The 20,341-nt window shown below is 37.6% G+C and carries 17 protein-coding genes and 1 pseudogene; 10 read left to right on the top strand and 8 right to left on the bottom strand.

The window, feature by feature from the left end:
* Positions 1 to 342 (top strand): annotated as a pseudogene (locus BWI92_RS27300) (hypothetical protein); the annotation flags it as partial.
* Between the two features lie 219 nt (positions 343 to 561).
* Here BWI92_RS27300 and BWI92_RS12300 read toward each other — a convergent pair.
* On the bottom strand, positions 562 to 1,149 hold the full coding sequence (locus BWI92_RS12300) for a DUF4136 domain-containing protein (protein WP_095163559.1): 588 nt from the start codon (positions 1,147 to 1,149) through the stop codon (positions 562 to 564).
* 183 nt (positions 1,150 to 1,332) lie between these two features.
* Here BWI92_RS12300 and BWI92_RS12295 point away from each other — a divergent pair, with 183 nt between their 5' ends.
* The 3 genes from BWI92_RS12295 to BWI92_RS12285 all read left to right on the top strand — a co-directional run bounded on the left by BWI92_RS12295 (position 1,333) and on the right by BWI92_RS12285 (position 4,083).
* Positions 1,333 to 2,034 (top strand): DsbA family protein, encoded by a 702-nt coding sequence (locus BWI92_RS12295; RefSeq protein WP_095163558.1) that lies wholly within the window; start codon positions 1,333 to 1,335, stop codon positions 2,032 to 2,034.
* 450 nt (positions 2,035 to 2,484) lie between these two features.
* A complete protein-coding gene (locus tag BWI92_RS12290) occupies positions 2,485 to 3,069 on the top strand; it encodes a hypothetical protein (RefSeq protein ID WP_095163557.1) in 585 nt (194 codons plus the stop codon).
* A 6-nt stretch (positions 3,070 to 3,075) separates the two neighbouring features.
* On the top strand, positions 3,076 to 4,083 hold the full coding sequence (locus tag BWI92_RS12285; protein WP_095163556.1) for a S41 family peptidase: 1,008 nt from the start codon (positions 3,076 to 3,078) through the stop codon (positions 4,081 to 4,083).
* A 172-nt stretch (positions 4,084 to 4,255) separates the two neighbouring features.
* Here BWI92_RS12285 and BWI92_RS12280 read toward each other — a convergent pair whose 3' ends face one another.
* The 4 genes from BWI92_RS12280 to mutL form a co-directional block, all read right to left on the bottom strand.
* The gene (locus BWI92_RS12280; RefSeq protein ID WP_095163555.1) at positions 4,256 to 4,960 is read right to left on the bottom strand and encodes a 2-phosphosulfolactate phosphatase; all 705 of its coding nucleotides are present in this window, start codon (positions 4,958 to 4,960) and stop codon (positions 4,256 to 4,258) included.
* Between the two features lie 308 nt (positions 4,961 to 5,268).
* Positions 5,269 to 6,366 (bottom strand): glycine cleavage system aminomethyltransferase GcvT, encoded by a 1,098-nt coding sequence (gene gcvT / locus BWI92_RS12275; protein ID WP_095163561.1) that lies wholly within the window; start codon positions 6,364 to 6,366, stop codon positions 5,269 to 5,271.
* Positions 6,367 to 6,515: 149 nt separating this feature from the next.
* Entirely contained in the window at positions 6,516 to 7,547 is a 1,032-nt protein-coding gene (locus tag BWI92_RS12270) for a M28 family peptidase (RefSeq protein WP_095163560.1), read from the bottom strand.
* Positions 7,548 to 7,591: 44 nt separating this feature from the next.
* Positions 7,592 to 9,511 (bottom strand): DNA mismatch repair endonuclease MutL, encoded by a 1,920-nt coding sequence (gene mutL / locus BWI92_RS12265; protein WP_095163554.1) that lies wholly within the window; start codon positions 9,509 to 9,511, stop codon positions 7,592 to 7,594.
* A 486-nt stretch (positions 9,512 to 9,997) separates the two neighbouring features.
* Here mutL and BWI92_RS12255 point away from each other — a divergent pair, with 486 nt between their 5' ends.
* Entirely contained in the window at positions 9,998 to 10,591 is a 594-nt protein-coding gene (locus tag BWI92_RS12255; protein ID WP_095163552.1) for a NifU family protein, read from the top strand.
* A gap of 367 nt (positions 10,592 to 10,958) precedes the next feature.
* Here the strand turns inward: BWI92_RS12255 and BWI92_RS12250 are convergent, their stop codons facing one another.
* Entirely contained in the window at positions 10,959 to 12,290 is a 1,332-nt protein-coding gene (locus tag BWI92_RS12250; RefSeq protein ID WP_095163551.1) for an alpha-L-fucosidase, read from the bottom strand.
* Between the two features lie 167 nt (positions 12,291 to 12,457).
* On the opposite strand from BWI92_RS12250, the gene recJ reads away from it, so the two are divergent.
* Together recJ and lptB are read left to right on the top strand one after the other, a co-directional pair.
* Entirely contained in the window at positions 12,458 to 14,167 is a 1,710-nt protein-coding gene (gene recJ, locus BWI92_RS12245; RefSeq protein WP_095163550.1) for a single-stranded-DNA-specific exonuclease RecJ, read from the top strand.
* Between the two features lie 109 nt (positions 14,168 to 14,276).
* Entirely contained in the window at positions 14,277 to 15,008 is a 732-nt protein-coding gene (gene lptB / locus BWI92_RS12240) for an LPS export ABC transporter ATP-binding protein (RefSeq protein WP_095163549.1), read from the top strand.
* On the opposite strand, the gene recO is transcribed toward lptB, so the two are convergent.
* Positions 15,005 to 15,688 (bottom strand): DNA repair protein RecO, encoded by a 684-nt coding sequence (recO, locus tag BWI92_RS12235; protein ID WP_095163548.1) that lies wholly within the window; start codon positions 15,686 to 15,688, stop codon positions 15,005 to 15,007. The genes lptB and recO overlap by 4 nt on opposite strands.
* A 4-nt stretch (positions 15,689 to 15,692) precedes the next feature.
* Positions 15,693 to 16,496, bottom strand: coding sequence for a 1-acyl-sn-glycerol-3-phosphate acyltransferase (locus BWI92_RS12230; protein WP_095163547.1), 804 nt, complete (start codon positions 16,494 to 16,496; stop codon positions 15,693 to 15,695).
* 560 nt (positions 16,497 to 17,056) lie between these two features.
* Here BWI92_RS12230 and BWI92_RS12225 point away from each other — a divergent pair.
* From BWI92_RS12225 to BWI92_RS12215, 3 genes are all read left to right on the top strand, one after another.
* Complete coding sequence (locus BWI92_RS12225) at positions 17,057 to 17,965, top strand: TIGR01777 family oxidoreductase (RefSeq protein WP_095163546.1); 909 nt, start codon at positions 17,057 to 17,059, stop codon at positions 17,963 to 17,965.
* A 75-nt stretch (positions 17,966 to 18,040) separates the two neighbouring features.
* Entirely contained in the window at positions 18,041 to 18,622 is a 582-nt protein-coding gene (locus BWI92_RS12220; RefSeq protein ID WP_095163545.1) for a TIGR00730 family Rossman fold protein, read from the top strand.
* Positions 18,623 to 18,684: 62 nt separating this feature from the next.
* Positions 18,685 to 20,328: an OmpA family protein gene (locus tag BWI92_RS12215; RefSeq protein ID WP_095163544.1), complete on the top strand. Its 1,644-nt coding sequence runs from the start codon at positions 18,685 to 18,687 to the stop codon at positions 20,326 to 20,328.
* Positions 20,329 to 20,341: the final 13 nt, after the last annotated feature.

Below are 20,341 nucleotides of genomic sequence, written 5' to 3'. Positions count from 1 at the left end.
CCTGTAGAATCAGCTAAGGATGCTTGGGAAATATGTCATAGCTACATGCACCGATGGAATATCGAACAGGCGTTTAGATTCGCCAAAACTGAGCTAGCTATTGAATCTCCTAGGTTATGGTTCTTCGAAAATACCCTCAAACTATTAGCCATCGTCACGCTCATTTACGACTTCTTGATGAAACTCATCAGGAATTGGCCATCTATTATCAAGATAATCATCAATCAATTTGCTCATAGAACAGGAAATCGGTGCCAAAATGCTTTGACACCGATTTATCGATTGAGAACGGCCATCCAAAACATGCTATGGTGCTACTTCGCACAACAAAATTCGGGATGACTCATGTTTGATACTAAAATACTAGATATGACTCATTTTAAGTTAGTACTCAACATAAAACTTAAGATTGTGCCTTAAGCTTTCAGGTATCGACTTTCGGCGGTGGGCTTTGGGAAAAATGCATGTCTGTGGTCATTTAACACTCTTTGCCGTCTGCCTGTTGCCTTGTCCCTAAAATAAAAAACTTAAACCTTATTTTGCACTAATATTTGACTGATATTACTTACTTGGAGCCAACACCATAGCTGTAACAGGTTGGTTGGTCAAGTAGTTTTTTGCAAAGATTTTATAGTTATCAAAAATTTGTCGTGTTGCCGAGCGAAGCGCCTTTTCATCTATATCATTGGTTTTCTCTTCGGCAATCCCTGCAGCATAGCCCATCCAAATAGGGCGATTAGAATCATTTTCGACAAACTGTAATAATAGCGTTCCTTTTCTGAGTTTAATTCGTTTAAGTTCTTCGCTCATATTTTCTTTTCCCAAACCTCTAAAAGAGCGTTGAAGAACTGACAAATTGACTTCTGTTGGAAATAGTGCATAAAATACAATCAAATTTGGACGCTCTTTGGTGTCTTGATACCCTCTGAGTCGCATCTGAGTATCAATCTCATCAATTACAGCATCGAACCTGTAGGTGGTATCGACAAGAGTGAGCTGTTTTTCGATACAAGTAAAAGATTCATAGTTTGGTTTAAAAACCTCATCTTCAATTTCTCGATGACAAGCCGTACCAATTTGAAAGTCGTGGCGATTGCACGCACTCAAAATAAACATAGCAGAAATAGCGATGAAATAAACTTTCCTCATAATTCTCAAAATTTAGCGTGATTACGGAGTGCATAATCACATTTGAAATATAACAAACAGACTAAACAATTTTTATAACTATTTGACTATTAGATTGTTTCAAAAAAGAATTACTAGCAAAAAACAGGAATAGGAATTTAATGAGGCAGATAGGTGTTTTGATAGTAAATAAAATTCAAGAAAATGAATCAAGAAAAATCGAAAATCCGTATAGATGTAGTGTCAGATGTAGCTTGCCCATGGTGTTACATCGGAAAACGTAGAATTGAACAGGCTATTGAAAATACGCAAATTTCTGATAATGTGCAAATTATCTATCATCCTTTTCAGTTAGACCCCTCTATTCCCAACGAAGGGATTGACTTTAATACATACGCAGAAAATCGCTTTGGGGATGGCTATTTACAAAAATTTACACGAGTCGAAAATGCTGGTAAATCAGTAGGACTTGATTTTGAGTTTGAAGCTTTACCTAAAGCTATCAATACCTTCCATTTGCATCGCTTCTTGACGATTGCTGCTATGGAAGGCAAGCAAGCCGAACTTAAAGAACTTTTTCTAAAAGCTTATTTTGTAGATCGTATCGATTTGAGCAAAAAGGAGGAATTAATCAATATCCTGAGCCAAATAGGTTGGTCTGAAGATAAAACATTAGCGCTTCTTAATTCTGATGAGGCTACCGATAGTGTAAAAGAAGAAATGCACTATTTCAGACAACATGGGGTAGGAGGAGTTCCTTTTTACATTTTTAATAAAAAGTATGCGCTATCAGGTGCTCAACCGAGCGAAGTATTTGAACAAGTATTCCAACAAATCTTGCAAGAAGAAGGAATTACAGTTCAGGCTGAAAGTAATAGCTGTGATATCGAAACGGGTGAGTGCTAATTAATCTCTCCTCAATAATATCCAATATGACATAAGTGTCTAATAATCTTTACAAAAGGAATATTTTTGATTTGCCATACAAAGTTTGACATCATCAGGTCAGATTATTAGCAAATCCGAAGTATTCCTTTTTTATTTGTAAAACAAACCTATCTTAATAGCTTTCCTAAATACGCTAATCACCCGATTTAACTATTCTTTCAATTAGTACCATTATTGAATGAGACGAATTACTTTTTGTTGTTTACTAGTGTCCTCGCTCACGAGTTATGCACAATCAAAAATTGATAGTGCGTTATCCACGACCTACAGGACTTTTACTGGTAAAATAGGTTCAACGTCATTTAGAGATGACTTTATTAGCCCATTAAGGTATGATATACCTGCAATTGGGTTAGAATTTCAACAACAACTTCAAAAAAACAAAAGTTATCCACATTGTTATCCACAATGTCTTTAGGCATTCCTTCTCGTATAAATACCTTAAAAGTCGCTACAGCAGAATTCAATATCTACTTTGCCAAGCAGTATGATGTGCTTCATTCAGCTAATGCCCATTTATATTTAGGAGGGTTTACTGGGCTCAATATTGCCACAAGATTTTCGGATATTTATAACCTTGGCTACGGAAATAATGAGGTATCAGTAGACGCTGGTTTGCGAGCTGGAGTGGCCCTAAGTTATTGGAAATCAATACGTATTTTTCATAGAAAAGTACAATTCAGAAACTTTTTTATGATGCCTCTAATCAGTGTACTAGGGCGTTCAGGATACGCACATGATGCTTACTTCAAAGAAGAGTTATGGAAGTACTTGGGAAACTATATATATGTAGGGAGTATCAATAAGTACTTCTTTTATACTAATCGAGCTACTTTGTATTTTGGAGAAAAAGAATATGCCAACGCTAAGTATCCCAACCGAAAATCCGCATGGCGTATCGGCATTGAGTGGAGTTTTAGGCACTATTCAGCTCCTTCAGAATTATCACTTGGAAATACATCTTTGACAGTTGGTAAAGTAATTACATTTTAATTTTCTATGAAAAAATTCATTCTATTAATACTAGTGGGATTCACATTTTTGAGTTGTGAAAAACTCTTTATTTCTCCAAACCCACCCAATACTCCTACCGAAAACTTTGATTTACTGTGGAAAACGGTCAGAGATAAATATTGTTATTTTGAACTAAAGGGAATTAATTGGCAGAGTATTTATGACAAATACAGACCAAAAGTAAATGACCAACTAACTCAAGAGGCCTTTTTTACCATTGTTAGTCAGATGATGAATGAGCTTCACGATGGTCATGTCAATCTACAAATTCCCAATACTCGATATAGTTACACGTATTATTCGTCTTTGGGATTGCTAAGGGGCTATGCTCATAATTTTAATGATAGTATTTTAACCAACCAATATCTCAAATTCGGTTATGGACAAAAAGTAAGAAGTAGTATTTTGAATGAAAACATAGGCTATATCTATTATGGAAGTTTTTCGACAACCCTCGACGACAATGGTTGGAATAGTATCATCAATAGAATGGTTATCACCAAAGGTTTGATTATTGATATTAGAGATAACAACGGTGGCTCGGTAGAAAATATTAAGCGCCTTATGCAGCATTTTGTTTCCCAAAAAACCCTTATCGGATATACAAGAAGCAAAAATAGCGCAACTCTCAACGATTTTAAAGATTATACACCTGTCTATGTAGAACCCAGTGGTTCGTTTTACGGGAAAAAAATCGTGGTACTAACGAATAGACGGGTGTTTAGTGCAGCCAATATGTTTGCATCAGCTATGTCAGAGCAAAGTCAGGTGACTTTGGTTGGCGATCTTACGGGAGGAGGAGGAGCTGGACCTATCGGTGGTGAATTACCTAATGGCTGGTTATACCGCTTTTCGGCAGTGGCTTTTTCAAATACCCAAAAGGAGGATATTGAAAACGGTATCAAACCTGATTATCGAGTAAACATTACTACAAAGGATGAGACAGCTAAAATTGATACAATCTTAGAGAAAGCGATAGCGCTCTTGAATTGAGTGAGTTGAGATTGAGTGATTGTTATTTATCACAATTGTCTGAATGCAAAAGATTGCATTTTATTGATCAAAAATAACAACCACTCATTTGCTCAAGTACTAAATATATTTCATCAATATTATCAACAATATATCCTGATAACTGATACACTATTAACAAATATCAAAAACCTTACATATTTACTAAAGCATTACCTCTTAGCACAGGTAAAACATCATATAAATCATGTTGTAAACAGTAAGCAATATCTTTTTGAATACCTAATCTTTGCAAACGACGAACGTGAGATGAAGATGCTACATAAGACAATAAGTCATCTTTTGCATTTTGATATTGACGTAAGGCCATTAACGCAGCATCCTCCTCAATCATAAACGACTCTTTCAATCGCTCCACTAAAGCTCCAGCAAATAAGGTATCTTCCAAGTTCGGCTTACCTTTCCAACCAGCACATAAAATCAATACATCATACTGTTGATCTTTAAGATAGGTTGCTAAAGCTCCTAGGTTAAGGAATGAGCCAACCATTACTTTCACCGCAGATTTTGATTTGGTAATAGCCAAAGTTCCATTGGTGGTTGTCACACAAATTGTTGCATCTTTCACTTTATCGACCATATAACTAAATGGCGAGTTATCGAAATCAAAGCCTTCTGGCGTTTTTCCGTCACGCTCAGCAGCGGCCAAATAGCCTTGTTGTTGATAAGCAACACATTCGTCAATGGTAGCAACAGGGATGATAGACCCCACACCGTTGGCAAATGCTGTTGTCATACAAGATGTGGCTCTGAAAACATCCACAACCACAACGATTGAGTTTTCGATATTATGAAGATGTAATAATTCTGGCGTTAAACAAACATCAATGGTTTTCATGATTGGACAAAATGTTTCGAGCAAAAAGCCCTAAGACTTCTTGCTCGAAAAGGTTAAGTTTCTGACTTGATATTATTATGCTTTAGGCTGTAAGCTATATGCATTAGGCAAAAGAGTTCCTATTATTCTATTAGAAACAATTGTAAACTTTTTGCCTTAAGTAAAAGGAAAGATTAAATTAATAACATATCTGTGGCAAAATTTGACTATAACCTTTTGATTATGAATATCTCCAAATAACCAATATACTGTTAACTATTAACGCTTTCCTACTTATGCTTACAGCTTTTTACCTAGAACGTAATTACTTATTTAAGAAATGGTAATTTTACCACTTGAGCTTTCAAATATTTGTTACGGATATTGATGTAAATTTCTGTACCTAATTTACTGAACTCCTTAGCTACATAACCTAATCCGATACCTTTATTCAATGATGGCGACTGAGTCCCTGAAGTAACTTCACCGATGATATTACCAGTTGCATCCATGATTTCATAGTGCTGACGAGGAATACCACGATCTACCATTTCAAATGCTACCAATTTCTTAGTAGGGCCATTTTCTTTGATTTGTTTATGGAAAGCAGAGTTCACAAATTCTTTGTTGAACTTGGTAATCCAGCCCAAACCAGCTTCGATAGGAGAGGTTGTATCATCAATATCGTTGCCATACAAACAATAGCCCATTTCAGTACGCAAAGTATCACGAGCACCTAAGCCTACTGGCACGATACCAAATTCTGCTCCTGCTGCAAAAATAGCATCCCACATGATTTTGGCATCCTCATTTTTTACATATACTTCCATACCACCTGCACCAGTATAACCTGTTGTAGCAATTAGTACATTTTCGATACCTGCTACTGTACCTTCTTTGAAAGTATAGTACTCCATAGAACCAAGATCAAGGTCAGTCAATTTTTGCATGGTAGCTACCCCTTTCGGACCTTGAACAGCAAATAGACTGATTCCATCACTAATATTTTGCATCTCTACATCAAAAGTATTGTGGCTCTGCATCCAGTTCCAGTCCTTTTCGATGTTAGAAGCATTTACTACCACAAAGTATTCGTTTTCCGAACGGCGGTAAATCAACAAATCGTCTACGATACCACCTTTGTCATTTGGCAAGCAAGAATATTGCACTTTGCCATCATACAAAGCAGCTACGTCATTTGAGGTAACATACTGTAAAAATTCAGTCGCACGCTCGCCCTTTACCACAAATTCACCCATGTGAGATACATCAAATACCCCAACTGAGTTACGAACAGCAAGGTGTTCTTGAATCAAGTTGGTATATAAAACTGGCATTGAATATCCTGCAAAAGGTACCATTTTGGCTCCTAATGCGACATGTACATCGTTGAGAAATACGAGTTTTAATTGTTCTGTTTGTTCCATTTGGTAGTTGGTTGAAAAAGATGCACAAAGGTACAGAAAGTATCTATATCCATCGAGTGTCAAAAGCAAGGCTTTTGCATTTATCCACAAAAAATCCCAAAAAACACGAATCTGCATTTTTTGGGATCATCAAAATGCTCCGAAAAGCACTATTCTTGATACAAAGCTGTCAAAACTGTTTGACCAACAGCTTTTAAAGTATTTTTATCAATTACATTCATATTGTCATTATGAGTATGATGATATGAGCCAAAAGTTTTAGGATCATTTGGTCGAAGCTCTACAATATCAATCATTTGAATTTTACCAATATCGTTCACAAAAGCATGATCGTCGGTTAATGCACCACCATCAGCATCGATGAATAAATTGCCATATCCTAGCCTGGAGGCTATATCCCAAATACTTCTTGTTAAGATAGGAGCATATTGCATTGATAATCCTTCATGTGGAAAAACAGCGCCTTTTGCACCAACCATATCTAACAAGATACCATAATAGGCTTGATAATTCGGCATATGCTTGTTGGCTGCCCAATATTGTGAGCCTAAGCACCACCATACCTGATTACCAGAATCGCCACGATATTCGTTTGGCTCACCATTGTCTTCGGCATCAAACAAGATAAAATCAATTCCAACATTAGGTTTGTTTTGGGCATCTTTAATAGCTCTTGCAATTTCTAACAAAACGCCTACGCCACTTGCACCATCATTGGCTCCGTCGATTGGCTTATCCTTATCTTTAGTGTCTTTATCTGCAATAGGTCTTGTATCCCAGTGTGCTGCCAATAAGATTCTTTTGGCTGCTCCAGGGTTATAAGTCCCAATGATATTTACAGCATTAAGCTTTTTGCCATCGTAAGTTGTTGCCACAAAGTTTTGATTGATCACCTGACATCCATAAGCTTTCAATTGGTCGGCTAACCATGCTGCACAAGCTTTGTGAGACTTTGTATTAGGAACTCTTGGACCAAATTCAACTTGCTTTTCGACAAACTTATAAGCAGAATCGGCATTGAAGGTAGCGGCTGGTAACAGCCCTTGATCGGCTGTTGGGGCTTGGGTACTTGCTTGCTCGGTTGTTGAACTAGATTTTTCTTGACAAGATTTGAGATAAACTCCTACGCCAGAAAAAACAAATATGCCTAGCAAAACAAGAGCGATTTTAGACGTTTTCATATACATATAAATAAGGCACCTTTGCAGATGCCTTGGAGGAAATTTTATTTTTGAAATATATTGGCTATTTCAGCTAATCCCAAAATCTTCATGGTGAGCTCACCGCTTGGCGAATAGCTTGGATTAGACGAGGCAAAAAGTTGCTCGACTAAGGTATTCATTTCTTGGTTTGATAAACGAGACATACCAAATCTTCCTGCCGAACGTTTTGCCATCGATCTAGCTAAGTTTTCAACTCTGTCGAGATGCAACTCCGATTCGTTGCGCTTGAATTGCTCCAATAAACCTTCAATCAAAGCTTGTTCATTTTCATCAGGCGAATCTGCTGGAATGCCATTAACAATAAATGAATCATGACCGATAACGCTTAAATCAAAACCAAGGTTACGAACTTCGTCTTGGATTTCGACTAATAAATGAAAATCCGCAGGAGTTAACTTAATTGTTGATGGAAAAAGTAGTTGCTGCGATGTTCCATTATTTTTCTGAAGATATTGTACAAATTTCTCATACAAAATACGCTCATAAGCTGCACGCTGATCAATCAATAACATTCCTGATTTTACCTGAGAAATAATATATCGGTTGTGAATCTGGAAAGTTGTCGCATCTGAATCCTGCGAACTGCGTAATGGTCGAGACTCCAACAAATCATTGGCTTTGCTTTTGAGTGTGAAAGGCTGAGACTCAGGATAATCTTCTTCATTTCTAAAATTGAAAGAAGATTGTTCTACTCTTTTTTGCTCAAAACTTTCGACGGTATTGTCTAGTCCTTCATACAATTTGTTCCAATTTGAAAGATTACTTTTTTCACGAGACGACATTTCTGGCTTCGCAAAAGGTCTTTCACTGTCAAAATCAGCTTGGTTCATTTTGCTCGGAACAGCCGTTGACGTTGGAGTAGGAGCATTATTAAAGCTAAAAAACTGATTAGAGTAATTGATATTGGTATCAAAGTCGAGTGATGGCGCCAAATTATGTTGGCTCATCGATTTACGTACAGCAGCTTGCACGATGGCATAAACGGTACGTTCATCATCAAATTTGATTTCTGTTTTAGTAGGGTGTACGTTTATATCAATATGGACAGGGTCTATCTCAATAAATAAAACATAAAAAGGATGAGAGCCTTCGGGAATTAATCCTTCAAACGCTGACATTACCGCATGATTGAGGTAACTGTTTTTGATAAAACGATTATTGGCAAAGAAAAACTGCTCGCCACGAGTTTTCTTGGCAAACTGAGGTTTTCCCACAAATCCGCGAACTGTCACAAATGATGTTTCTTCCTCACAAGGCGCTAATTGCTCGCGATAGCTTTTGCCAAATAAATCCACAATACGACGGCTTAATTTACCAGAAGGCAAATTATAAATCTCGGCATCGTTATGATACAATGAAAAGGCAATATCAGGATTAGCCAAAGCCACACGCTGAAACTCGTCGATGATATGACGCATTTCAACAGGATTGGACTTTAAGAAATTACGACGAGCGGGAACATTGTAGAAAAGGTTTTTGACCAAAAGGTTGGTGCCTTCAGGTGTCGATATAGCCTCTTGTGCTTTTAGCTCAGACGCTTCAATTCTTACCATCGTACCTAGTTCATCTGTGCTACGTCGGGTTTTTAGCTCTACCTGAGATACCGCTGCAATTGAGGCCATAGCTTCGCCTCTAAATCCCATGGTACGGATTTTAAACAAATCGTCGGAAGTACGGATTTTGGAAGTAGCGTGGCGCTCAAAGCACATTCGAGCATCGGTTTCGGACATACCTTTACCGTTGTCGATAACCTGAATGAGGGTTTTGCCTGCCTCTCTCACAATCAATTGAATCTGAGTGGCTTCGGCATCTATAGAATTCTCTAACAACTCCTTCACCACAGAAGAAGGTCTTTGAACTACCTCCCCAGCAGCAATCTGGTTCGCAATCGAATCAGGAAGCAGTTGAATTATATCTAACATTTGTATCAGCTAAATTTTTAGGGTTTGAAAACTCATGTCCTTAAAACATTCATTTTCTACAATCACTCTACTAAGTTCGGCATTATCGGAGGGATTCCCAACAAAAAAACGACATTTGAACTCGGAGTACTTATAAATTAGGTATCTTTTTTCAGGAAAAAACTTTACAAAAATACGATAAAATCTCATTTTTTGACAGAAAAGATTCTCATTAACAATACATTAACCTGATTGAGTACCCTTTATAAACACAAGAAAAACACCTTTATCAAATACAAATTTTAGTTTATTATTCAGTAAATGTTCATCTCTCTTGTCATTCTTCCTTCAATTAGTCTATAGTCTCATTATCAGATTCTTCCGTAGGATTTTTACCTAAAATCAAATTTTTGAAAGAAAGCATTGGCAATTATCAAACTTTCCAAACTAATTTTGGACATCCTTTGTTATAACAACCATAATAGCTAATCAAACTAAACAGGCATCATGTTAAAATCTCAGATATTTATTTATACAGAATCAACTCCAAACCCTAATTCAATGAAGTTTGTGTTGAACTTTGAATTGGCACCAGAAGGTGCTTCTTTCGATTATGCAACACCTTCAGAAGCAATTTCGGAAGAGAAAAACTCTCCTTTAGCGGTTGAGTTATTCGGTTTTGATTTTGTAAAAAGAGTATTTATTTCTTCCAACTTTGTGACTGTAACCAAGGATGAAGAAACTAAATGGGAAGATGAATTATTCAATTTGAAGCAGTTTTTGAAAAAATTCTTCGAGGATAAAAAAGAAGTTTTTGCTCAATCAACCATAAAAGCACACGAAACAAATCCTTCGGGCGAGCCTGATTCGGATACTGTTATCAAAATCAAAGCTGTTCTTGACCAATACGTGCGTCCTGCCGTTGAATCAGACGGTGGCGCTATTAGTTTCCACTCATTCAACGAAGGTACAGTGAAGGTATTACTTCAAGGTTCTTGCTCAGGGTGTCCTTCTTCAACGATGACGTTGAAGGCTGGTATCGAAAACCTTTTGACAAGAATGGTTCCTGACGTAAAAGAAGTAGTAGCTGAAGGAGTCTAGTAATTGTGGAGTTTTGAGTGCGGAGTTTTGAATGATCAAGGCTCGTAGAGACGTAATACTTTACGTCTATTACTGAGTCAGACATAAGTCATCCCGAATTTCGGAATTGAGATTATTCGCCAAGCTTTCACCAAAAAAGGCGTTCGAAAAACTAATTTCGAACGCCTTTTTTATACCTCCATGCTAGATTTCACTTGTATTGAGACGCAATCATTGCGTCTCTACTGCTAGGGAACAAATTTTAACATAATCACTCATTCATTAAATCACTCAATTAGGAATGACTCATGCCTATTTTGATAATCGTCTCAAAGTGAAATTTAACACATTTTCAAATCTTCAAATTGACACATCTTCAAATTAGCCCCTATTTTTCTCCATCGCTTTTATAAATACTAATCGGTTTTTCGAGTTCTAGTGCTAAAACTGTCATATAAGTATCATTTACTTTTGCAGGAACATCAATGAATACAATCCCTGGCACATTACCCCAAGTCATTTTGCTTTGTACTTGATGAGTTAGTTCGTGATTTGTTCCTACGACCCTTATTTTATTGATTTTATTGTTCAATCCTTTCAACATAACTTGCCCCGAAGATTGTGGTTGTAAAAACAAATACAAAGTAGTTGAATCTTTAGACAACGTAGTTGGTCCATAAAAATGACCTGCTTCGATACCTGCAATGGTTCCAAAAACAGCTTCCTCGTGTTTCTTATTCCATTTTCCTAGTTCTTTCAAAATATGAACTTGTTCGGCGGGAATAGTACCGTCCTCTTTAGGCCCAATATCAAATAGGTAAACTCCACCATTGCTAATCACATCCGCAAAGATTGAAATAACCTGAAATGGAGTTTTGTAATTGGTATCATCAGGGTGATATCCCCAGTTGAGGTTAGAAGTCATGCAAGCCTCCCAGTAAGGAAATTTCTTTGGTCGGGTAGGAGGGATAGTTTGTTCGTAAGTTTCATAATGTCCAAAATCTAAGAGTCGGTCGTTGGCAATTGCCCAAGGTTGAGCTTTTAGTATTTTATCTTTGATTTTTTCAGATTCCCATTCCTTCGAACTATGTTCCCATTCGCCATCAAACCACCAAAGATCTGGATTATAGTTTGCCAACAGTTCATCTATTTGGTTATGTGCAAAGGTTTTGAAGCGTCCCCAGCGCGCCAAATCATCTTGCATTTTATATCGATTGCTATCTCTCAGAATAGCGGGGTAATCAGGGTGACTCCAATCAATTAAAGAAAAGTAGGCTCCTTTTTTAATACCTTGTTTTTCTAGAGCTGTAAAAAATGGCTTTATCAAATCTCTTTTGGCTGGAGTGTTTTTTACGGCACTAAAATGTTTTTCTTTAGTTGGCCAAAGTGCCACACCATCATGATGCTTGGTGGTAATAACAGCATATCTTGCGCCACTTTCTTTAATTAAAGCTGCCCATTCTTCAGGATTATATTTACTTGCTGTAAATCCATTGAGCTGAGCCATATAGTCTTTATAGGATATTTTGTGGTTGTGAAAGCTCCAACTTTCGTCGACACCTTTTACAGAATAGATACCCCAGTGGATGAAAACTCCTAATTTGCCATCCTGAAACCATTGCATTCGTTCTTGCAAAGAATTGGGAGAGGTGCTTTTCTGAGCCTGTAGATTGAAGCTCAACCAACAGAGTGTTGATAAAATTGTTAATAATCTTTTCATAGAAATAAACTAGTTAATGATTGAAAATTGAGTGCTAGCATGCCAAGAATACCGTGTGAATTTCTTAAAAAATCTTATAGTCATAGTCCTTCTTTGCAAGTCTCCTATATTTAAGTATAACTTTGCTATTTAATAATCAACATCTTGTTATCCACAGTCATCAGTCCATGGTCGAAAAACGTTGGAATTATAAAAAATTACCATCTTCAGAAATAGTAGATACCCTATCAAAAGAATTAGGTGTTAGTTATGAAATTGCTACGTTGCTAGGTCAGCGAGGCGTTGGTACATTCGATGAAGCTAAGCATTTTTTTCGTCCTAGCTTATCTGATTTACACGACCCGTACTTGATGGCAGACATGACCATCGCAGTTGAACGATTGAGTAAAGCCGTTGAGCAAAATGAGAAAATACTAATATATGGTGATTATGATGTAGATGGTACTACTTCTGTTGCTATGTTTTATGGATTTTTGCAAAAGTATATTCATCAGAATATTGAATTTTATATTCCCGATCGCTATGCCGAAGGATATGGCGTTTCGCAAAAAGGGATTGAATATGCCGCCGAAAATGGTTTTGCCCTCATCGTAAGCCTCGACTGTGGAATCAAATCTGTTGATAAGGTAGCTTGGGCAAAAGAACATGGCGTAGATTTTATTATATGCGATCACCACCGACCAGGCGACGAGTTGCCAGATGCGGTAGCGGTACTAGACCCCAAACGTGAAGACTGTCTATATCCCTTCAAGGAATTAACAGGTTGTGGCGTGGGCTTCAAGCTTTTGCAAGCCTACTGTCAGGTAAAAGACATAGATGTCAATTTATTGCTGCCTTATTTGGATTTAGTCGTGACGAGTATTAGTTGTGATATTGTGCCAATTGTGGGTGAAAATAGAGTTTTGGCTTTTTATGGTTTACAACAACTTAATACCAATCCAAGAACGGGGCTAAAAGCATTGATTAAATCCGCATCGCTGGAAGGCAAAATGGATATTACCAAAGTAGTATTTGGATTAGGTCCAAGAATCAACGCAGCAGGAAGAATTCGCCATGCGTACGATGCTGTTGACCTAATGTTATCTGAGGACGAACAAAAAGCTGAGGAATTTGCCCGTGTGATTGGTCAACATAATACCGACCGCAAAGGACTTGATTCATCGATTACGGCCGAGGCGTTGGAAATGATTGCTCAAAATAGTGATTTGGTGGCGGCCAAAAGCACGGTGTTATTCAATGAAGCTTGGCATAAAGGTGTGATCGGAATTGTAGCAAGTAGATGTATCGAAAAATATCATCGTCCTACCATTATCCTGACAGAATCTCATGGCAATGCTGCTGGTTCGGCTCGCTCAGTGCCAGGGTTTGATGTTTATGACGCCATTGAAGAATGTTCGGAGCATTTGATTCAATTTGGTGGACACACTTTTGCGGCTGGTCTGACGTTAGAGCTTAACCAAATTGAAAATTTTAGAAGAAAGTTTGAAGAAGTTGTTTCTCGTAAAATCTTACAAGAACAACTTTCTCCACTAATAGAAATAGACTTGGCATTGCCACTATCGGCTATTACCGATAAGTTTCATCGTATTATGAGTCAGATGTCGCCATTTGGTCCTCAAAATATGACACCTGTTTTTGTCAGTCATAAAGTACAACTGTATGGTACTCCGATCAAAATGAAGGAAAAGCATCTGAAGTTTCAAGCATTTCAAGAGGGCACAGCGGCTTTTACCTGTGTAGGCTTTGGCATGGTTGAAGACTTTTTTGATAAATTACTAGAAGTTCAAACTTGCTCTATTTGTTATACCATCGAAATCAATGAGTGGCAAGGGAAAAAGAGTTTTCAACTGATGTTGAAAGATATTAAGTTTGAATAACTAAAAGCACAGATGCTTTCAGTTTGTGTTTGTTTCTAAATATCGTATTCTATTTTAATTCATAGATAAAAACGGCAGGGTTACTTCAAAGGATTTTGCCACAGCAATTATGCTACTAAGAACAGAAAATCTTGTAAAGAAATATGGTCAGCGCTTGGTCAATAACAATGTAAGCTACCAAGTAGAACAAGGCGAAATTGTAGGTTTGCTCGGTCCTAATGGTGCTGGTAAAACGACTTCGTTTTACATGGCAACAGGTTTGGTAAAGCCTAATTCTGGAAAAGTATATCTCGATGATTTGGATGTGACTAACTTGCCCATGTACAAGCGTGCACGTTTGGGAATTGGCTATTTGGCTCAAGAAGCATCTGTTTTCAGAACACTATCGGTTGAAGAAAATATCTTAGCAGTATTAGAATTAACTAGCCTGTCTAAAAAAGAGCAAAAAGAAAAAACAGAGCAATTACTGGAAGAATTTTCATTGACTCATGTTCGCAAAAACCTTGGACAAGTACTATCTGGAGGCGAGCGTCGTCGTACCGAAATTGCCCGTGCCTTGGCTGTTGACCCAAAATTCATTTTGTTAGATGAGCCTTTCGCCGGAGTTGACCCTATTGCTGTAGAGGAAATTCAAGGTATCGTAGCCAAGCTCAAATATCGCAATATTGGTATCCTTATAACCGACCACAACGTAGACGAAACATTGTCGATTACTGACCGTGCTTATTTGTTATTTGAAGGAAAGATTCTAAAATCAGGTACACCCGAAGACCTTGCTTCTGATGAACAAGTGCGTCGCTTGTATCTTGGTAAACACTTTGAATTAAAGCGCAAAATCTAGTGCAATATCTCTTTGAGAACAGCCAAAGATTTTATCTCTCCAAATGTCTCTAAATGTATTTTGTACCAGTGTAATAGTATCTCTACCATTTCATTTCTTGAATGACGATCTATTCTTGGTACTTCTCCATATTCCAAACCCCAAAGGAGTTGAAGCCCAGCTTTAGCTCCTTTGGTTAAAGGGTATCCGTACAAGCTCAATTCCTCTTCCATCTCTTCAAGTGTTTCAGGCAAAAAACCTAAATACGCTGTCATTGACAATAAAAACTGAATATGAAAGCACTCAAAGTGCTTATCTGCACCGTCTAGCCACAATATCGATTGCTCTACAAACTCGAACAGTTGTTCATTCGGGGTTTCTTCACGCAGTGTTTTGGTCAAAATCTCCGTGACAAAAATCGCTACCGATGATTTGGCTATCTCATAAGGAATCGATTCGAACGGATGATTACATTTGATTTCTGTAATACGATGAATATCCTTTCCTTCCTTATGGTATATCACAAGGTCGAGTAAAGTGAGTGGCTGAAAAAGTGCTATTTTGTTTTTGGCTCTTGCACTTCTTACCCCATTCTCAATGTACGATTGTATGCCAAACTCCTTGGTGTAGACTTTAGCAATAATCGAACTTTCCTTATACTTCACGTAGTTGATGACAATTCCCTGAGTTTTGCTTAGCATAGTCTTATTCTTCTCTTCTCCACTTCAACTTTTCGACTGGTATTTTTTGTTCTATCTGCTCACGCAAAATATCCATCATCTCTTCAACTGGCATATTGGGGTCAAATTGAATTGGCTCTTTGAATGTAACCGAAAGCGTTGTATTACGTTTTTTAAATAAAAGTCCTTTTTTGTCAAAGGCTCTTCTAAAACCGTTGATTACCACAGGAACCACAATGGGATTATGTGCTTTTATCAAGTGCGCTGTTCCTTTACGTAGAGGAGCGTAAGGCGTAGTTGTTCCTTGCGGAAAACTCACTACCCAACCGTATTTTAATCCTAATCCTACCTTGTCGTTTGCGGCAGTATCCAATTCTCTTTTTACGTCATGTCCTTTGGCTCTCCACGAGCGATTTACTAAAATAGCTCCTGCTTGTGAGAATATTCTCGGCAACAAACCTCCTTCTTTCATCGTCTCTGAGGCTGCCACATAAAATAGGCGTGATCTAGGTGCCAATAAGTAAATGGGAAAGTTTATCGAATTTTTGAAGCCCCATTTGATACTAAAAAAAACATGATACAAGCAAATCACATCCATGAAATAGGTTTGATGATTTGACAAGAATAGGACTCCCGTTTGTGGCAAATTTTCGAGGTGTTCTGTCCCACTAATTTTGGTTTTATTATAAACTCTCAATCTTCCATAAGTTATCCAGCCTAAAGTAAACATGATGATTCTTTTCAGAAACATCGAATTACCAAAAGGGTCTCTCTCCACAATTCCAAAGACATCAAACATGGATAAAAAATTTCGGATATGTAATTTCATTGCTAGCAGTTTTAGTGTCTTAGACGGTATTTCTGTCTAAGAAATAGTTTGGTTTTTGAGTCGTTTTAGACAATACTTAATTGGTCGAAGATATACATTTTTTTACAAATAATATCAATCACTATTTGGGCTCTCGCCATACCTAACCTGTGTTTATAAATAGTTTAGCCTATCTCATTTTATGAAGAAATTACCAGAAGTACTACTATTCGAACGTTCAATCAAACTATTATATTCTTTATTTTTTATTCAAAAAAGCACTATAATTTGTTTCTATGGTTAGTATATACTCGCCAAATTTGTGTTGTAGGTTTTAGCTTAATTTGCAATCATTACCTAAAAGACAATAAATTAACTAAAAGGATAATATAAGTTTTATTTATCCTTTTAGTTAAACAACCGAACGTTCAATCAAAAATCAAAAACCTGATAATCAAAACATTATCAATCATTAAATTTCAGCATAACCATTCTATTCATTTTCTTGTTTACTTTAATGAAGGATATTTTTACTTCATTTTGGCATTACAACCTTTATTTTATTGTAAAAACCTAAACTAATGAACATACTAATCACTGGAGGAACTGGGCTTGTGGGCACACGGCTTACCAAGCTCCTCACCGAACAAGGTCATTCGGTTTGGCATCTGAGTCGCAAAGCTCAACAGAGAGGAAACGTAAAAACTTTCGTTTGGGATATAGACAAAGGAATCATTGATGAGGAGGCTCTTCGCAGAGCTGACTATATCATCCACTTGGCAGGTGCAGGGATTGCAGATGAACGTTGGACACCAGAACGCAAAAAAGAAATCATTGATTCTCGAACAAAATCAATGGCACTGATTGCACAAAAACTCCAAATGATTCCACACAAAATTCAAGGGTTTGTATCAGCATCAGGGATTGGATTTTACGGCGCAGATACTGGGAGTGCTATCATTACCGAAGAGTCTCAAGCAGGCAATGACTTCGTGGCAGAGTGTTGTATTCTTTGGGAAAAAGCCGCTGACCAAATAGCAAATCTCGGTATCAGAACGACCAAACTTCGTATTGGTATTGTACTTTCAGAGAAAGGAGGAGCACTGCCCAAAATGGCTCTGCCAACCAAATTTGGCTTTGGATCACCACTTGGTACAGGCGAACAATTTCTGTCATGGATACATATTGATGACCTTTGCAGACTCTTTATCCATGCACTATTTACCCCTACTGTTCAAGGTGTTTTCAATGCAGTTGCAGACAATCCTATCAACAACCGAACGTTCAATCAGATTTTGGCAAGCGTATTGAATCGCCCGTTATGGCTACCAAATGTTCCGTCTTTCGTACTAAAAATCATTTTTGGAGAAATGGCTTCTATTGTACTTGGAGGTAATAAAGTACTCAACAATAAGCTCAAACAGGATACTTCTTTTACATTTTTGTATGATGACCCAGAAGCGGCTTTACGTGATATTTTCAAAAAATAGCTATCATGAGAGTTTAAAAACTGTTATTTTGTGGGACTTTATTCAACAATAAACATTTTTTTGAACACTCTGAACATGAAAAATATCTTGGTGTATTGCGGAGCATCTGTTGGCTTCGATGAGATTTATAAAAATACAGCTATTGCCGCTGGCAAGCTTTTAGTAGAAAAAAACAAAACGCTTGTTTACGGTGCCGGTAGCGTTGGTATTATGGGGATAATCGCCGATGCAGTACTTGAAAATGGGGGAGAGGTGATTGGCGTAATTCCTTCTTTTATGGAAAAATTTGAGGTTCAGCATAAAGGCCTTACTCAAATTCATATCGTGGAAACTATGCACCAGCGCAAGCAATTGATGGCTGAAATTTCAGATGCAGTGGTAGCATTGCCAGGCGGCTGGGGAACGCTCGATGAGCTTTTTGAAATACTTACTTGGAAACAATTAGGACTTCACCAAATGCCTGTTGGCCTGCTCAATGTCAATGGTTTTTATGACCCCTTGATCGAAATGATTCATAAAATGGTGAAAGAAGGTTTCTTAAAGCAAACCAATTTGGATATGTTGATGATTGATGACAACCTTGAAAGCCTCATCAATCGTATGGAACAAGCTGAATATCCAGATTTCCCTGTTGGTAAATGGGTGAATAAAGCCTAACAATACAAGGACAGCTTTGTTCGTTTGCCTATGATATAAACCCTTTAATATTGGCTATTTTCATGAAAACCTATACTTCGTTGGCTATCGTTTTGTTGTGTATCCCATCTGCATTCTTGATGGCACAAAACAAACCCGAAAACCTTGGTACTGCCATTAATACCGAATATTCAGAATTGGGACCCGTTATGTCTCCAGACGGTAAAACACTTTTTTTTGGACGCAAAAATCACCCTCAAAACAAATATGGTGTTAATGGTTCTGAGCAGATAGCTGGCTCCCAAGATATTTGGTTTTCAGAAAATACGATGGGTGCATGGACACCTGCAAGACGTATGTCCGAAAACCTCAACAGAGATCAATACAACAGTATTCTGAGTATATCTCCCGATGGGCAAACTATTCTCATGAAGGGTGCTTATTTGAATGGACAATACGAAACACGAGGTTTTTCTATCGCCAAAAAACTTGAAGGAGGCTGGGGACTTCCGCGCAAATTAGAAATTCCTAAATACGAAAAATTAAGCAGAGGTAAAAACGAACATGGCTTCTTATCTGCCGATGGAAAGGTTTTATTAATGGCTTTTTCAGAAAAGAAAAACTCCGACGAAGATGATATCTATGCTTCTTTTTTAGAAGATGATGGAACTTGGTCTGAACCCATGAATTTGGGTGATGATATCAATACCAACTTTACAGAAACAACACCTTTTTTGGCTGCCGATGGTAAAACTTTGTATTTCTCTAGTAACAGAGAAGGTGGAAAAGGTAGCAATGACATCTATGTTTGTAAACGTAAAGACGAAACTTGGGTCAACTGGACAGAGCCTCAAAACATCGGCGAACCTATCAATACCGATGAATATGATGCCTATTACACGATTCCAGCCTCTGGTGATTATGCTTATTTTATTTCTGGCAAAAGCTCTCTCGGTAAAAAAGATATTTTTCGTTTAAAACTAGACGCTTCCGCTACTTCGCCAATCCAAGCGGGTAACGACCCAGTTGTCGCAACCAATAAGCCTTCTACTAAAAACACCAAAAATCAACCCGCACCCGATGCTACCAAATCAGAACCTGTTGTCCTTGTAGCAGGGAAAGTGATTGATAGCAAAACAGGGAAAGTACCTAAAAATGCCAAAGTCATTTATGAAGATTTGACCACTGGAAAAGAATTAGGTCAAGCCAGTCCAGACCCGCTGACTGGTATTTACAAAATTGTTTTGCCTTATGGTAAAAACTATGGTATTACAACCAAAATCGATGGTTTTGTAGGGACTTCTCAGAATATTGACTTGAGTAAAATTTCAGGAAAATACCTTGAAATAGAAGGAAAAGATATTACCGTTGCTCCAATCGAAGCTGGTACGAAGATAACGATGAACAACATTTTCTTTGAATTTGGGAAAGCAGCTCTTCAGTCTGAATCAACTCCTGAATTGAAGCGTATCGCTGACTTTATCAAAAAGAACAAAATCAATGTTGAAATCAGTGGGCATACTGATAATGTGGGTAGCGATGAGGTCAATAACCGACTTTCGCAAGAGCGTGCAGATGTAGTGCGTAACCAACTCATCGCTTTTGGTGTAACTCCTGAGCGAATCATAGCAAAAGGATATGGCAAAAATCGCCCTAAGGTAGCCAACGATACTCCAGAAAATCAGGCGACTAATAGACGTGTAGAGTTTGAGATTTTGAAGAATTAAAAACTATTTACTC

The organism is Flectobacillus sp. BAB-3569 (genome assembly GCF_002270355.1).
GTDB lineage: Bacteria > Bacteroidota > Bacteroidia > Cytophagales > Spirosomataceae > Flectobacillus > Flectobacillus roseus.
The sequence above is the reverse complement of the archived record's forward strand: the minus strand, read 5'-3'. Positions and strand labels throughout refer to the sequence as shown.